General features: G+C 61.2%; 14 protein-coding genes. 7 read left to right on the top strand and 7 right to left on the bottom strand.

Annotated features, from left to right (window positions below; translation table 11 throughout):
• Positions 1-151 precede the first annotated feature (151 nt).
• A complete protein-coding gene (gene mltA, locus ACZRMO_RS07770; RefSeq protein ID WP_463972443.1) occupies positions 152-1,339 on the bottom strand; it encodes a murein transglycosylase A in 1,188 nt (395 codons plus the stop codon).
• Between the two features lie 129 nt (positions 1,340-1,468).
• On the opposite strand from mltA, the gene ACZRMO_RS07775 reads away from it, so the two are divergent.
• Positions 1,469-1,918: a c-type cytochrome gene (locus ACZRMO_RS07775; RefSeq protein WP_028618262.1), complete on the top strand. Its 450-nt coding sequence runs from the start codon at positions 1,469-1,471 to the stop codon at positions 1,916-1,918.
• A 6-nt stretch (positions 1,919-1,924) separates the two neighbouring features.
• Here ACZRMO_RS07775 and ACZRMO_RS07780 read toward each other — a convergent pair whose 3' ends face one another.
• The 5 genes from ACZRMO_RS07780 to ACZRMO_RS07800 form a co-directional block, all read right to left on the bottom strand.
• Complete coding sequence (locus tag ACZRMO_RS07780) at positions 1,925-2,320, bottom strand: DUF1090 domain-containing protein (RefSeq protein WP_207040500.1); 396 nt, start codon at positions 2,318-2,320, stop codon at positions 1,925-1,927.
• A gap of 41 nt (positions 2,321-2,361) precedes the next feature.
• Positions 2,362-4,026, bottom strand: coding sequence for an NAD-dependent DNA ligase LigB (gene ligB, locus ACZRMO_RS07785; protein ID WP_463972444.1), 1,665 nt, complete (start codon positions 4,024-4,026; stop codon positions 2,362-2,364).
• A 95-nt stretch (positions 4,027-4,121) separates the two neighbouring features.
• A complete protein-coding gene (locus ACZRMO_RS07790) occupies positions 4,122-4,472 on the bottom strand; it encodes a hypothetical protein (RefSeq protein WP_124527239.1) in 351 nt (116 codons plus the stop codon).
• Positions 4,473-4,691: 219 nt separating this feature from the next.
• Positions 4,692-5,882 carry a methionine adenosyltransferase gene (gene metK / locus ACZRMO_RS07795; RefSeq protein ID WP_017735693.1) on the bottom strand — a complete coding sequence of 397 codons (1,191 nt, stop codon included), beginning with the start codon at positions 5,880-5,882 and terminating at the stop codon, positions 4,692-4,694.
• 19 nt (positions 5,883-5,901) lie between these two features.
• Positions 5,902-6,897 (bottom strand): ArsR/SmtB family transcription factor, encoded by a 996-nt coding sequence (locus ACZRMO_RS07800; protein WP_463972445.1) that lies wholly within the window; start codon positions 6,895-6,897, stop codon positions 5,902-5,904.
• 260 nt (positions 6,898-7,157) lie between these two features.
• Here ACZRMO_RS07800 and tkt point away from each other — a divergent pair, with 260 nt between their 5' ends.
• From tkt to fba, 6 genes are all read left to right on the top strand, one after another.
• Positions 7,158-9,155: a transketolase gene (gene tkt, locus ACZRMO_RS07805; RefSeq protein ID WP_017735691.1), complete on the top strand. Its 1,998-nt coding sequence runs from the start codon at positions 7,158-7,160 to the stop codon at positions 9,153-9,155.
• Between the two features lie 159 nt (positions 9,156-9,314).
• Positions 9,315-10,370 carry an erythrose-4-phosphate dehydrogenase gene (gene epd, locus ACZRMO_RS07810; protein ID WP_463972446.1) on the top strand — a complete coding sequence of 352 codons (1,056 nt, stop codon included), beginning with the start codon at positions 9,315-9,317 and terminating at the stop codon, positions 10,368-10,370.
• 17 nt (positions 10,371-10,387) lie between these two features.
• Entirely contained in the window at positions 10,388-11,551 is a 1,164-nt protein-coding gene (locus ACZRMO_RS07815) for a phosphoglycerate kinase (protein ID WP_463972447.1), read from the top strand.
• Positions 11,552-11,580: 29 nt separating this feature from the next.
• On the top strand, positions 11,581-11,808 hold the full coding sequence (locus ACZRMO_RS07820) for a hypothetical protein (RefSeq protein ID WP_124527234.1): 228 nt from the start codon (positions 11,581-11,583) through the stop codon (positions 11,806-11,808).
• A gap of 47 nt (positions 11,809-11,855) precedes the next feature.
• Positions 11,856-12,191, top strand: a complete 336-nt coding sequence (locus ACZRMO_RS07825) for an MliC family protein (RefSeq protein ID WP_463972448.1) — start codon at positions 11,856-11,858, stop codon at positions 12,189-12,191.
• A gap of 279 nt (positions 12,192-12,470) precedes the next feature.
• Positions 12,471-13,535, top strand: coding sequence for a class II fructose-bisphosphate aldolase (fba, locus tag ACZRMO_RS07830; protein ID WP_032884050.1), 1,065 nt, complete (start codon positions 12,471-12,473; stop codon positions 13,533-13,535).
• Between the two features lie 72 nt (positions 13,536-13,607).
• Here fba and ACZRMO_RS07835 read toward each other — a convergent pair whose 3' ends face one another.
• On the bottom strand, positions 13,608-14,228 hold the full coding sequence (locus ACZRMO_RS07835; protein WP_463972449.1) for a hypothetical protein: 621 nt from the start codon (positions 14,226-14,228) through the stop codon (positions 13,608-13,610).
• Between the last annotated feature and the right edge of the window lie 163 nt (positions 14,229-14,391).

A 14,391-nucleotide genomic window follows, 5' to 3' on the forward strand; every position in this document is an offset into this window, starting at 1 on the left:
ATAAACCCCCTGTAGAGGGGGATCATCTGTGGCGAGGGAGCTTGCTCCCGCTGGAGTGCGAAGCGCTCCCAAGATTCTGGGGCCGCTGCGCAGCCCAGCGGGAGCAAGCTCCCTCGCCACAGCAAGCCCTCTCACCCTATCAAGCCCGTTCCTAGAGTGTTTCCGGCACTTGTGGCAATGCCGCGCCCTTGGGCCACAACATCCAGATCTGCCCCTGCTGCTTCATATTCCCCGCCAGCTCACCTGCCGCTGCACCGGTGCCCCAGAACAAGTCCGCACGCACTTCGCCGGTAATGGCGCCACCAGTGTCCTGCGCGGCCACGGGCCTGGCGATGGGCGAGCCATCCGGTTTGGTGGTCGATAGCCACAACAGACTGCCCAACGGAATCACCTTGCGATCCACTGCCACGCTGTAGCCGGCAGTCAGCGGCACGTTGAGCGAGCCGCGTGGGCCTTCGTTGCTGTCGGGGCGGGCGCTGAAGAACACGTAGCTGGGGTTGCTCGCCAGCAGTTCCGGGATACGCTGCGGATGGGCCTTGGCCCAGGCGCTGATGGCGCCCATGGTCACGTCTTCTTTCTTCAGCTCGCCTTGTTCTACCAGCCAGCGGCCGATAGGGCGGTAGGGATAGCCGTTCTGGTCGCCATAGCCCACACGCAGTTGGCGCCCGCCGGCCAATTGGATGCGGCCCGAGCCCTGGATTTGCAGGAATTGCAGGTCCATCGGATCGGTCAGCCAGGCGATCGGCTTGGCGGTCGAGCCTTGGCCGTTGATGGCGCTGGCATCGTCGTAAGGCTTGAGCACGCGACCTTCCAGGCGACCACGCAGGCGCTTGCCCTTGAGTTCGGGGTAGATGCTTTCCAGGTTGACGATGATCAGGTCATCCGGCACGCCGTATACCGGCACATGCGCCTTGGCCGTCTGGGTCAGGCTGCCGGGGTAGACCGGTTCGTAGTAGCCGGTGATCAAGCCGTTTGGCGAGTTGTCTGCCGAACGCAGGCCAAACACATCCAAACGCTCCTTGAGGAAACCCCGCACGGCCACGGCATTCGCCGGCACGCTGGTCGCCGCTGCGCAGGTCGCGCCCCAGATCGGGTCGGCCTTGAGGCGTTGGCAGGCGCTGCGCCAGGATTCAAAACCCGCCAGCAAGTCACTGTCGGACACTGCCGGCAACGCGTCCCACGGTGCGCTGACATAAGTGGCAACCGCGTGGGGTTGAGCGGGCTCAGGCTTGAGCGGCTCGTTGCCTGTTTCTTTACCCGCGTCACAGCCGGCCAGCAGCGCGATCATCGGCAGAGCCCACGCCAGACGGCGGGCCCAGGGGGTGGAGGTGCCATTCATACACGCAATTCCTGAAGCGATTGCCCACGCGGTGACGTTTGCGGGCAACCCTTATTATTAATAGGGCTATTGGTCTTTACGGGCGGGGCGAGGATACTGGCCGCCGTTTCCCGTGACCCTGAAGCCACCATGACTTTTAAAAGACTGACCGTTGTATTGCTGGCCTGCCTGACACTGTCCGCCTGCGGCGGCGTTGATCCGAATTCGCCCCTGGGCCAGCGCAAGGCGATCTTCAAGCAGATGCTCAAGACCGGCGAAGACCTGGGTGGCATGTTGCGTGGGCGCATCCCGTTCGACGGCGCGAAATTCGCCGAGGGTGCGGTCAAGCTGGACGCGTTGTCCCATGAGCCCTGGAAACATTTCCCGAGCGTGCGTGAAGAAGATCACACCAGCGCCAAGGACGATGTCTGGCAGAAGCAGGCGCAATTCCAGCAATTGGCCCGCGACCTTGAGGCGGCCACCGGTGAATTGGTGACCGCAAGCCAAGTGCAGCCTTACAAGGCCAGCAACCTGGGGCCGGCGGTGCAGAAAGTCGAAGATGCCTGCAGCGCCTGCCATAAACAGTTCCGGGACCACTGACCGGTATTACTTGTCGAGGTCTTCCACCGCGTCCTGCAATTCCTTGCGCGACTGAGCGAGCTTGTCCTTGCGCTTGTTGATCTTCTCGGCATCGCCTTTTTTCATCGCTTTGTCGAGGTCGGCCTGACGGCGGCTGACTTCGTGCTTGGCGTCGAGCACCTTGTTTTCCCGCTCTTTCTTCAAGGACGCGTCGGTACAATTGGCGGTGACTTCGCTCAGGGCTTTTTCCAGCCCGGCTTGCTGGGCGCTGTTGCCGTGGGCCTTGGCCTGTTCGATCTGGGCGCTGATGGCTTGGCGCTTGGCGGCGCAACCGGTGAGTTGTGGCGCTTCCTGGGCCGCCAACAGCGGCGTGGCCATGAAGGTTGCGACGGTCAGCAGGGCAAAAGGGGCGAGAAATTTCATGTGGGGCTCCAAGGTCGCAATCTGATGACGAGGCAGAGGGCTCAAAAGCCGTCTATCCCCGCCACGCGTAATGTTTCAGCCAAGGCCTGTACCTGCGGGTCGCGAAAAAAAGCGCTCAATTGCGCCGCGCGGCCCGGGCCGATGCCGTCGATGGCCAGCCAGGCCTGGGTGTCTCTGGCGACCAGCGTTTGCCAGCCGCCTTCCAGGTTGTTACGTGCCGCAGGCGGTACGCCGAGGGCTTTCAGCCATTGTGCAAAGGGCCGTTGCCGTGCGCTGTGCAGGCTGTCGAGCACCCGTGCACGGCTGCGATCACCGAAGCCATCAATGTTAGCAAGCTCTGCCGCATCCAGGGTCAACCAATCAAGAAAGCCTGCGATTAGACCGGCCTGGATCAATACGTTCCAGGTCTCGGCGCCCAAATGGGGCAACGACAGGCCCTGGTTGCCGCTGAGCCAGGTGAGGCGGGCCAGCAGTTGCTCTTCGCAGCCTGGGTCCAGTTGCCAGCAACTCAGGGCGTGAAAGTCCGAGGGGTCGGGCACTGGCAGGTCGACCCGTGTGGTATTGCGCAGAATCACCTGGTCCAACCGTGGGATCACCTGGCCTGCCAGGCTGATGGACACTTGGTCGCCGGGGCGTATATCCAGGGCTTGCCAACGTTTCAATGAGCCGACGCTGACGCGGGTGATCTGCCGGTCATCCAGCCACACGGGCTCCAACTCGAGGATGGGCGTGATGCGCCCAGTGCGCCCGATGTTGAAGTGGACCTTGCGCACCAGGGCCAGGGCTTGGCTGATCGGATACTTCCACGCGACCGCCCAATACGGCGCGCTGGTTTTCCAGCGCACGGCGGGCGCGCGCATGGCCTGGTGCAGCACCACGCCATCGCTGGCGAAGGGCAGTGGGTGGTCATACCAATAGGTGCGCCAGTGCGCGGCGTCGTTGATGTGCTGGACGGGCTGGCTATAGCGCTGGGCGTCGGGGAAACCCCAGCGCGCCAGTGCGGCCAAGCGTTCGGTGAACGAGGTCGGCCCCTCGGGCCAGGCCCACACAAACAGGCCGATACGGGCGGCTTCGGTGTCGCTCAGGTGCTGGCGGTTCATCAGGCCCGCCACCTTGCTGCGCGCATTGAGCCCGCCGCGAGCCGATTGCACATGATCGTGCAGGCGCCAATAGAGTTCGCCTTGCAGCACCAGGTCAATGGGCTCCGGCAGTTGCGCGACAATGCCCGGGATCTTGCGGGCCGAGGTTGACCAGTCCTGGCCCAACGCGCCGTCACCGCGGCTGATCACCTGGCTCAGTTGGCCCTGGCGATACACCAGGGTCACGGCGACGCCATCGACCTTGGGCTGGATCCAGACGTCCTGGCGTGTACCCAGCCATGTGTCGACGGCCTGTTCATCCAGCAGTTTTTCCAGGCCGGTGTGGGCGACCGGATGGGGCAGGGTGCCCCGTGAACTGGCCAGCGGGTTGTCGGTTATTGCGGCGGTTCGGGGTAAACACTGACGCCAGCGGGCCAGGCGCTGGCGGGCCTGGTCGTAGAGTTCGTCGTTGACCGGGGATTGGCCGAGCCGGTGGTAACTGTCATCCCACCGGCGTATCTGTTCGGCCAGGGTATCGACCTGTGTGCGGGCGTCATCCGGGCAGTTTTCGGCCCAGGCTGAACAGGCCAGCGCGCTGAAGAGCAGAACCATCAATCGTCGCATCATGAGCATCCTTGCTCGGAAGGGACGCCCAGCCTAAATGATCCACACGCCCACAAAAAAGCCCCGACAGTGCGGGGCTTTTTACCGGGTGTTTCTGCTTACTTGAACAGACCGCCCAGGGCTTTCACGGCGTCGTTCTTATCCGCCTTGGCTTCGGTGGTTTGCTGCTTGGCATCCACTTTGGCCTGGCCTTCGGCGAGTTTGTCACAACCTTTGTTGACCTGATCCTGCGCAGCTTTATAGGCCTTGACCGACAGCGTGTCGTTCTTGGCTTCAGCGGCATCGATCTTGGCTTGCAGATCTTTGGCGTGTTGCTGGCAGTCGCCGGTTTTGCCACCCAGCTGGGAGCTGAGGGCGCCACTCAGTGCGCTCAGGTCGGTACCGGCGTGAGCTGGCAGGGCGAACAGGCTGAGCAGGAGAGCGGCAGGGGCGAGCGTGGAGATGCGCATGAAAAACCTCAATGTTCGATTGCTTGCGCGCTGGTGAATCCCGGGCTGGCGCAAGGCAATATCCAAATAAGGTGAAGGGCCCGAGAGGGCGCGGATTCTAGAGGGCCATTATTTGGCCTGCAAGGTTTGGATCCAAAAAATGTGAAGATCGCCGCGAATCATGTGGCAAAAAAAAGCCCCGCCGGTTGAACCCGGCAGGGCTTTGGGTGCTGCGGGTGCTTACAGGCCGGCAGCGACGCGCAAGTCGTCGGCGCGGTCGGTTTTTTCCCAGGTGAACGTGGTGAAGGTGTCGTCGCCGACGGTCTTCTGTGCAGGCGTGCGACCGAAGTGGCCGTAGGCTGCGGTTTCCTGGTACATCGGGTGCAGCAGGTCGAGCATGGTGGTGATGGCGTACGGGCGCAGGTCGAAGATCTCACGCACCAGCTTGACGATCTTGTCATCGCTGATCTTGCCGGTACCGAAGGTATTCAGCGAGATCGACGTAGGTTGGGCCACGCCGATAGCGTAGGAAACCTGAATCTCGCAACGCTCGGCCAGGCCGGCCGCGACGATGTTCTTGGCCACGTAACGACCAGCGTAGGCTGCCGAACGGTCAACCTTGGAAGGGTCCTTGCCGGAGAACGCGCCGCCGCCGTGACGGGCCATGCCGCCGTAGCTGTCGACGATGATCTTGCGACCGGTCAGGCCGCAGTCGCCCACTGGGCCACCAATGATGAACTGGCCAGTCGGGTTGATGTGGAACTGGGTGTCCTTGCTCAGCAGTTCGGCCGGCAGCACGTGCTTGACGATCAGCTCCATCACGCCTTCGCGCAGGTCGGCGTAGGACACGTCCGGGTTGTGCTGGGTCGACAGCACGACGGCGTCGATCCCGACAACTTTGCCGCCCTCGTAGCGGCAGGTCACCTGGGACTTGGCGTCCGGGCGCAGCCAAGGCAGCAGGCCGGATTTACGGGCTTCGGCCTGGCGTTGTACCAACTGATGCGAGAAGGTGATCGGTGCTGGCATCAGCACGTCGGTCTCGTTGCTGGCGTAGCCGAACATCAGGCCCTGGTCGCCGGCACCCTGATCTTCAGGCTTGGCACGGTCCACACCCTGGTTGATGTCGGGGGACTGCTTGCCGATGATGTTCATCACGCCGCAGGTGGCGCCGTCGAAACCGACGTCGGAGCTGTTGTAGCCGATGTCGGTGATCACATCACGGACGATCTGCTCCAGGTCAACCCAGGCGGTGGTGGTCACTTCGCCAGCGATGATCGCTACACCGGTTTTCACCAGAGTCTCGCACGCCACACGGGCGAACTTGTCTTCAGCAATGATGGCGTCCAGCACCGCGTCAGAAATCTGGTCGGCGATTTTGTCCGGATGCCCTTCAGACACGGACTCGGAGGTGAAAAGGGAGTATTCGCTCATCTCGATGTTTTCCTGATATTTACCGATGGTGAGTGTCGCCAGCCGGTCGCTGAAAATGGCGGACCTGGATCTGGAAACCATTACGTAAACCTACATAGAGGCTTTCCCCGGGAACGAGTCCCGCAGCGGTGGCCCAACGGGCCAGATCGTCCTGTTCAAAACCCAACCAGAGATCACCGCAGGCCTCCCTGGCCCAATTCTGGTTGTGGCTGCATAAATCCGTAACCAGCAGGCTACCGCCGGGGTGCAGCAGCCCGGCCATTTGCTTGAGGGCGTCGGCGGGGGCGGCGAAATGGTGCAAGACCATGTTCAGCACCACGCAGTCGGCCTTGATCGATGCGCTATTGAGTGCATCAGCCAGTTGCAGCGTGACATTGCCCAAGGCTTCGCGCTCACACAGCTGGCGCGCCAGTTCGAGCATCGCCGGGCTATTGTCCAGCGCAGTGACTTGCTGGAAGCGTCGCGCCAGCTCCGGCAGGAAACCGCCATCGCCAGGGCCGACTTCCAGCGCCGTGGCCTCATCACTGAAGCTCAGCTTGTCCAGCAGCGCCAGTACGCTTTCGCGGTATTGGGCCAAACCGGCGATCAGATCCTGTTGGGCGCGAAACTTCTCGGCGACCCGTGAGAAAAAGTCCTGGCTGGCCGCCGCGCGTTGCCCGTGGACCTGGCCGATGCGGGCTTGCACATCGCCCGGCAGGCCCAGGCTGTCCACTTCGTCGAGCAGGGCCGCGTGCAGCTTGCCGCCCAGCAGTTCGGTGTGGGGCAGGGCGCGGCGGTAGAAAATCGCATTGCCCTCGCGGCGGGTCGCCACCAGATCGGCCTGGGCCAGTACCTTCAAGTGGTGGCTCATGCCCGACTGGCCGATGGCAAAGATCTGCGCCAGTTCCAGTACGCCAAACGAGTCGTTGGCCAGTGCGCGCAGCACGTTCAGACGCAACGGATCGCCAGCGGCCTTGCACAAGGCTGCCAGTTCATCGCCGTCGTCGGGACGCAGGGAGGGCACGGGTAGATTCATAATGGCCAGCAGTCTAGAGACGGGGGGTAATCCTCGCAAGGTCAATATCAAAAAGTTTTGATATTGATCGATAAGTGGCGGTTATAAGCGACCGCGATAACCTTTAGACGAACGGGTGACCGGTTTCTGCAAGGGAATGGCGCCCCAAGCACAGGAAAAACCGCTCAAGTGACTATCTGTCATTGCCCGCAAGCGGTGGCTGAGGGAAAATGCCGGTCCTTTTTTCCGTTTCTTTTATACAAGCCCCCAGGAGATCAGCGATGCCCAGCCGTCGTGAGCGTGCCAACGCCATTCGTGCCCTCAGCATGGATGCCGTGCAAAAAGCCAACAGCGGCCATCCCGGTGCCCCGATGGGCATGGCGGATATCGCCGAGGTACTTTGGCGTGACTACCTGAAGCACAACCCGACCAATCCATCGTTCGCCGACCGTGACCGCTTCGTGCTGTCCAACGGCCATGGCTCGATGTTGATCTATTCACTGCTGCACCTGACCGGCTACGACGTCACCATTGACGATCTGAAAAGCTTCCGCCAGCTGCACAGCCGCACCCCGGGTCACCCGGAATTCGGCTACACCCCAGGCGTCGAGACCACCACCGGTCCCCTGGGCCAAGGCCTGGCCAACGCCGTTGGTTTCGCGCTGGCGGAAAAAGTCCTGGGCGCGCAGTTCAACCGCCCTGGCCACGACATCGTCGATCACCACACCTATGTGTTCCTGGGTGATGGCTGCATGATGGAAGGCATTTCCCACGAAGTCGCTTCCCTGGCCGGTACCCTGGGCCTGGGCAAGCTGATTGCCTTCTACGATGACAACGGCATCTCCATCGACGGCGAAGTCGAAGGCTGGTTCACCGATGACACCCCGAAGCGTTTCGAAGCCTACAACTGGCAGGTTATCCGCAACGTCGACGGTCACGACCCGGAAGAGATCAAGACCGCCATCGACACCGCGCGCAAGAGCGCGCAGCCGACCCTGATCTGCTGCAAGACCACCATCGGCTTCGGTTCGCCGAACAAGCAAGGCAAGGAAGACTGCCACGGCGCCCCACTGGGTGACGCGGAAATCGCCCTGACCCGTGCTGCGCTGAAGTGGAACCACGGCCCGTTCGAAATCCCGGCCGACATCTACGCCGAGTGGGATGCGAAAGAAAAAGGCCTGGCCACCGAAGCCGAGTGGGACCAGCGTTTCGCTGCCTACTCCGCCGAATTCCCGGAGCTGGCCAACGAACTGGTCCGTCGTCTGGCCGGTGACCTGCCTGCCGATTTCTCGGAAAAAGCCTCGGCCTACATCGCCGAAGTCGCGGCCAAGGGCGAGACCATCGCCAGCCGTAAAGCCAGCCAGAACACCCTGAACGCCTTTGGCCCGCTGCTGCCTGAGATCCTCGGCGGTTCGGCTGACCTGGCCGGTTCCAACCTGACCCTATGGAAAGGTTGCAAAGGCGTATCGGCTGAAGACGCCAGCGGCAACTACATGTACTACGGCGTGCGTGAGTTCGGCATGAGCGCCATCATGAACGGCGTGTCCCTGCACGGCGGCCTGGTGCCTTACGGCGCGACCTTCCTGATGTTCATGGAATACGCGCGCAACGCCGTGCGTATGGCTGCGCTGATGAAGAAGCGCGTGATCCACGTCTACACCCACGACTCCATCGGTCTGGGCGAAGACGGCCCGACGCACCAGCCGGTCGAGCAACTGACCAGCCTGCGTACCACGCCGAACCTGGACACCTGGCGCCCAGCCGACGCGGTGGAATCCGCCGTGGCCTGGAAGCACGCTATCGAGCGCAAGGACGGCCCTTCGGCGCTGATCTTCTCCCGTCAGAACCTGCAACACCAGGTGCGTACCGACGCGCAGATCGCTGACATTGCCCGTGGCGGTTATGTGCTGAAGGACTGCGACGGCGAGCCGGAGCTGATCCTGATCTCCACCGGTTCCGAAGTGGGCCTGACCGTTCAGGCGTACGACAAGCTGACCGAGCAAGGCCGCAAGGTTCGCGTGGTTTCGATCCCGTGCACCAGCGTGTTCGACGCCCAGGACGCTGGCTACAAGCAATCGGTTCTGCCGTTGCAGGTCAGCGCGCGTATCGCCATCGAAGCGGCTCACGCCGACTACTGGTACAAGTACGTGGGCCTGGAAGGCCGCGTGATCGGCATGACCACCTACGGTGAGTCGGCGCCGGCGCCAGCGTTGTTCGAAGAGTTCGGTTTCACCCTGGACAACATCCTGGGTCAGGCTGAAGAGCTGCTGGAAGACTAAGGCTGTAAATTGGGGTGGCGGTACCGGCGCCTTCGCGAGCAAGCCCGCTCCCACACTTGACCGAGTTCCAGCATGAGAATGCGGTCAAAATGTGGGAGCGGGCTTGCTCGCGAAAGCGGTCTGACAGTCACCCCTTTACCCAAGGTAATCGAGAACCCCATGCCTCAACCGCGTCCCTACAAAGTTGCACTCAACGGCTACGGCCGCATTGGTCGTTGCGTCTTGCGTGCTCTGTTCGAGCGAGGGCCGGCTGCCGGGTTTGAAATTGTTGCGATCAATGATCTGGCCGATATGGCCAGCATCGAATACCTGACACGCTTTGACTCCACCCACGGCCGGTTCCCCGGCGAAGTGCGGGTCGAGGGCGATTGTCTGCATATTAATGGCAACTGCGTGCAGGTCCTGCGCAGTGCCACCCCCGAAGGCATCGACTGGAAAGCACTGGGCGTCGACCTGGTGCTGGAATGTTCCGGTGTCTATCACACCCGTGCCGATGGCCAGCGTTTCCTCGACGCCGGCGCACCGCGTGTGCTGTTTTCCCAGCCGATGGCCAGCGAGGCGGATGTCGACGCCACCATCGTCTACGGCATCAACCAGGATTGCCTGACCGGCGCCGAGCTGCTGGTGTCCAACGCGTCCTGCACCACTAACTGCAGCGTGCCGTTGTTGCGCCTGCTGGATCAGGCGATCGGCGTGGATTACGTGTCGATCACCACCATTCACTCGGCGATGAACGACCAGCCGGTGATCGACGCCTACCACCATGAAGACCTGCGCCGCACGCGTTCGGCGTTCCAGTCGGTGATTCCGGTGTCTACCGGCCTGGCGCGTGGTATCGAGCGACTGCTGCCGGAACTTGCCGGGCGAATCCAGGCCAAAGCGGTACGGGTGCCGACGGTGAACGTGTCCTGCCTGGACATCACCATGCAGACCGTGAGCGACACCGATGCCGTGGAGGTCAACCGGATCCTGCGCGACGCCGCCACCAGCGGCCCGCTCAAAGGCCTTTTGGCCTACACCGAGTTGCCCCACGCCAGTTGTGATTTCAACCATGACCCGCATTCGGCGATTGTCGATGCCAGCCAGACCCGCGTTTCCGGCCCACGGCTGGTGAACATCCTGGCCTGGTTCGACAACGAATGGGGCTTTGCCAACCGCATGCTGGATGTTGCAGGCCATTATCTGCACATCGCTTCTAAACAACCTCAACAGTAATTCAGGAACTGCGACCCATGACCGTGTTGAAGATGACCGACCTCGATCTGCAAGGTAAGCGCGTACTGATCCGCGAAGACCTCAACGTCCCAGTCAAGGACGGTGTTGTCACCAGCGATGCGCGAATCCTGGCCTCGCTGCCGACCATCAAGCTGGCCCTGGAAAAAGGTGCGGCCGTGATGGTCTGCTCCCACTTGGGTCGCCCGACCGAAGGTGAGTTCTCCGCCGAAAACAGCCTCAAGCCTGTAGCCGATTACCTCAGCAAAGCCCTCGGCCGTGACGTGCCGCTGGTGGCTGACTACCTGGCTGGCGTATCCGTTGCGGCCGGCGATATCGTGCTGTTCGAAAACGTGCGCTTCAACAAAGGCGAGAAAAAGAACAGCGATGAACTGGCCCAGCAATACGCGGCGCTGTGCGACGTATTTGTGATGGACGCCTTCGGCACCGCGCACCGTGCCGAGGGTTCGACCCACGGCGTGGCCAAGTTTGCCAAGGTTGCCGCCGCTGGCCCGTTGCTGGCGGCTGAACTGGATGCACTGGGCAAGGCCCTGGGCGCGCCGGCGCAACCGATGGCCGCCATCGTTGCCGGTTCCAAGGTCTCCACCAAGCTGGACGTACTCAACAGCCTGAGCCAGATCTGTAACCAACTGATCGTTGGCGGCGGCATCGCCAACACTTTCCTGGCCGCAGCCGGTCACCCGGTGGGCAAGTCCCTGTACGAACCGGACCTGCTGGATACCGCCCGCGCCATTGCCGCTAAAGTCAGCGTGCCATTGCCGGTAGACGTCGTCGTCGCCAAGGAATTCGCCGAGAGCGCCGCCGCCACCGTCAAGCTGATCGCTGACGTGGCCGACGACGACATGATCCTGGACATCGGCCCGCAAACCGCAGCCAACTTCGCTGAACTGCTGAAAGCTTCCCAGACCATCCTGTGGAACGGTCCGGTCGGCGTGTTCGAGTTCGACCAGTTCGGCAACGGCACCAAAGTGTTGGCCAAGGCCATTGCTGAAAGCTCGGCGTTCTCGATTGCCGGTGGTGGCGACACCCTGGCGGCCATCGATAAATATGGCGTTGCTGATCAGATCTCCTACATTTCTACCGGTGGCGGCGCGTTCCTCGAATTCGTCGAGGGCAAAGTGTTGCCGGCCGTTGAAGTGCTGGAAACCCGAGCCAAAGGCTAAAGCGGGTGATGCGGAAAAGGAGCCTTCCCATGATCAAGTCGTTGGCACTGGTGATTGCAGCGGGCCTGTTGGCCGGCTGCGGCAGCACGCCAAATGCGGCGCCCGAGGCCGGAACGCCTGGGGTGCAGGCGAAAAAAAGCTGCTACCAGGCTGACTGGCAAGCCGAGACCATGCCGGTGATCAACAAGCGCATCGGCAATGAGCGGCTGGAGAAATACGACGCCGCGCCCAACGGTCAGGAACAGGGTTGTCCTTGACGGGTCTGATCAAATGGCGGCCAACGGTCGCCTCACGAGGATTGGCAATGAAAGGCGTTTTCGCCCTGGCAGCCCTGGCCCTGTTGGCCGGTTGCAGCAGCATGAACATGTTCGACAGCAAGGCAGAAACTGCCGACAAGTGGACCACCTGGACTTGCGACAGCAAGGCCGAGGTCAACTGGCGCTTTGCCAATGCGGCTAAATCCGAGGTGGATGTTCGCCTCGGCGGTTCTGATCAGGTCTATCGCCTGAAACAAGACGTGGCCGCCTCGGGTGTGCTGTACGCCAACGACCAATTGGCGTTTCACACAAAAGGTGAGGAAGGCCTGGTTTACTGGGTTGCCACCGATGATTTGATCGGGCGCGGCTGCAAAGCCCAATAAGAACTCGGTCTCAAGACAAATGAGATTCAAATGTGGGAGCGGGCTTGCTCGCGAAGACGGTGTGTCAGTTGATGCATCTGGTGGCTGACCCTCCGCTTTCGCGAGCAAGCCCGCTCCCACAGTAAATCCGGTTCCAAAGTGGCATCAGTTGCGAGCCGGACACTGCAATAACGATTCAGCAGACCAGGTTTTACAGCCTGACCTGCAATAACTTGAATAGCAGCCGCCGCTACGGCAGGCTTGCACGATTAACGACCCTCGACCGGGAGAGACAACACAATGGCACTTATCAGCATGCGTCAAATGCTGGACCACGCAGCCGAGTTCGGCTACGGCGTCCCAGCCTTTAACGTCAACAACCTTGAGCAGATGCGCGCCATCATGGAAGCCGCTGACAAGACCGACTCCCCCGTGATCGTCCAGGCTTCGGCCGGTGCCCGCAAATACGCCGGCGCGCCGTTCCTGCGTCACCTGATCCTCGCGGCCATCGAAGAATTCCCACACATCCCGGTGTGCATGCACCAGGACCACGGCACCAGCCCTGACGTGTGCCAGCGTTCCATCCAGCTGGGCTTCAGCTCGGTGATGATGGACGGTTCCCTCGGCGAAGACGGCAAGACCCCAACCGACTACGAGTACAACGTACGCGTTACCCAACAAACCGTCGCCCTGGCCCACGCCTGCGGCGTGTCGGTTGAAGGCGAGCTGGGCTGCCTGGGTTCCCTGGAAACCGGCATGGCCGGCGAAGAAGACGGCATCGGCGCCGAAGGCGTGCTGGATCACAGCCAGATGCTGACCGACCCGGAAGAAGCTGCTGACTTCGTGAAAAAGACCCAAGTTGACGCCCTGGCCATCGCCATCGGCACCAGCCACGGCGCCTACAAGTTCACCAAGCCACCTACCGGTGACGTGCTGGCCATCGACCGCATCAAGGAAATCCACAAACGCATCCCCAACACCCACCTGGTGATGCACGGCTCTTCCTCGGTACCGCAAGAATGGCTGGCGATCATCAACCAGTACGGCGGCGACATCAAAGAAACCTACGGCGTACCGGTTGAAGAAATCGTCGAAGGCATCAAGCACGGCGTGCGCAAGGTCAACATCGACACCGACCTGCGCCTGGCGTCCACCGGTGCGATGCGTCGCCTGATGGCTACCAACCCGAGCGAGTTCGACCCGCGTAAGTTCTTTGGTGCCACCGTGACTGCGATGCGTGATGTGTGTATCGCCCGTTATGAGGCGTTTGGTACTGCGGGTAATGGTTCGAAGATCAAGCCGATCTCCCTCGAAGCCATGTACCAGCGTTACCTGAAAGGTGAGTTGAACGCCAAGGTGAACTGAGCCTTAAGCGTTTAAAAAGAAGCCCGCAGCGATGCGGGCTTTTTTGTGGGCGTTTCAGTGGCAGCGTTTGGACTAAGTTGCGTTTGTATACAGGGTGTTACTCCATGCTGAGAAAGTACTGCCGTTGTCACCTGTGTACCTGACGACGACATTGATCGGGCCCGGTCTTACATTGCCTAGCCCGCCCGAAAAAAAACCGTCGGGGCGTGTCGGGATGGAGCCCAGGAAAACGCCCGTACCAGCTTCGTGTACATCGACTCTTGTATAAGGCATGGCGGTGCCTTCAACAAATACCGAGGAATTGTTGCCCAATAAATTCGTTATCACAGGATCTGAGTTCTGGCCGGTTGCGGGAGTAGCGGCATCGGGATGCTCTCCGTTAGTGATCGCCCAATCGCTCACGTTGCCGTCATTAGGGATAGGCAACCATATTCCGAAGACGCCGTAGATATCAGCATACCCGCTACTGACGTTTGTCCATGTGGGCACCGCACCCACGAATTCTTTGTGCCATACGTAAAGAGCGGCGTTGGGCTGGGCGGGCGAGGTAGCACCGCCGATATTTGTATCTGCACCGCTGTTGGTTGAAAGTCTGAACTGATGGAGAGCCATGACCGGTACCTCGTAGCAATGTGAATGGGGGCAGCTTGTAACGCCTGAAGACGCCAACAGAGCCATATTCAGTTCCTCCATTCCTTGTGTAACCTGTGACATTCACCAGTTTTTTATATTTTCTCGCTATTTCCAAGCGCGTTTTTCTGTCCTTTAACCGGCTTATGGCATGCATTGAGAGTTAAACAGAGATCGCTGGCAACCAAAAAGCCCGCAGTGATTACGGGCTTTTTGGTGCGTGGGA

Source organism: Pseudomonas sp. B611 (genome assembly GCF_055407965.1).

What these genes read in the sequence shown, in the direction of transcription:
- mltA (WP_463972443.1), bottom strand. Translation starts at nt 1,339, where the DNA reads ATGAATGGCACCTCCACCCCCTGGGCCCGCCGTCTGGCGTGGGCTCTG.
- ACZRMO_RS07775 (WP_028618262.1), top strand. Translation starts at nt 1,469, where the DNA reads ATGACTTTTAAAAGACTGACCGTTGTATTGCTGGCCTGCCTGACACTG.
- ACZRMO_RS07780 (WP_207040500.1), bottom strand. Translation starts at nt 2,320, where the DNA reads ATGAAATTTCTCGCCCCTTTTGCCCTGCTGACCGTCGCAACCTTCATG.
- ligB (WP_463972444.1), bottom strand. Translation starts at nt 4,026, where the DNA reads ATGATGCGACGATTGATGGTTCTGCTCTTCAGCGCGCTGGCCTGTTCA.
- ACZRMO_RS07790 (WP_124527239.1), bottom strand. Translation starts at nt 4,472, where the DNA reads ATGCGCATCTCCACGCTCGCCCCTGCCGCTCTCCTGCTCAGCCTGTTC.
- metK (WP_017735693.1), bottom strand. Translation starts at nt 5,882, where the DNA reads ATGAGCGAATACTCCCTTTTCACCTCCGAGTCCGTGTCTGAAGGGCAT.
- ACZRMO_RS07800 (WP_463972445.1), bottom strand. Translation starts at nt 6,897, where the DNA reads ATGAATCTACCCGTGCCCTCCCTGCGTCCCGACGACGGCGATGAACTG.
- tkt (WP_017735691.1), top strand. Translation starts at nt 7,158, where the DNA reads ATGCCCAGCCGTCGTGAGCGTGCCAACGCCATTCGTGCCCTCAGCATG.
- epd (WP_463972446.1), top strand. Translation starts at nt 9,315, where the DNA reads ATGCCTCAACCGCGTCCCTACAAAGTTGCACTCAACGGCTACGGCCGC.
- ACZRMO_RS07815 (WP_463972447.1), top strand. Translation starts at nt 10,388, where the DNA reads ATGACCGTGTTGAAGATGACCGACCTCGATCTGCAAGGTAAGCGCGTA.
- ACZRMO_RS07820 (WP_124527234.1), top strand. Translation starts at nt 11,581, where the DNA reads ATGATCAAGTCGTTGGCACTGGTGATTGCAGCGGGCCTGTTGGCCGGC.
- ACZRMO_RS07825 (WP_463972448.1), top strand. Translation starts at nt 11,856, where the DNA reads ATGAAAGGCGTTTTCGCCCTGGCAGCCCTGGCCCTGTTGGCCGGTTGC.
- fba (WP_032884050.1), top strand. Translation starts at nt 12,471, where the DNA reads ATGGCACTTATCAGCATGCGTCAAATGCTGGACCACGCAGCCGAGTTC.
- ACZRMO_RS07835 (WP_463972449.1), bottom strand. Translation starts at nt 14,228, where the DNA reads ATGGAGGAACTGAATATGGCTCTGTTGGCGTCTTCAGGCGTTACAAGC.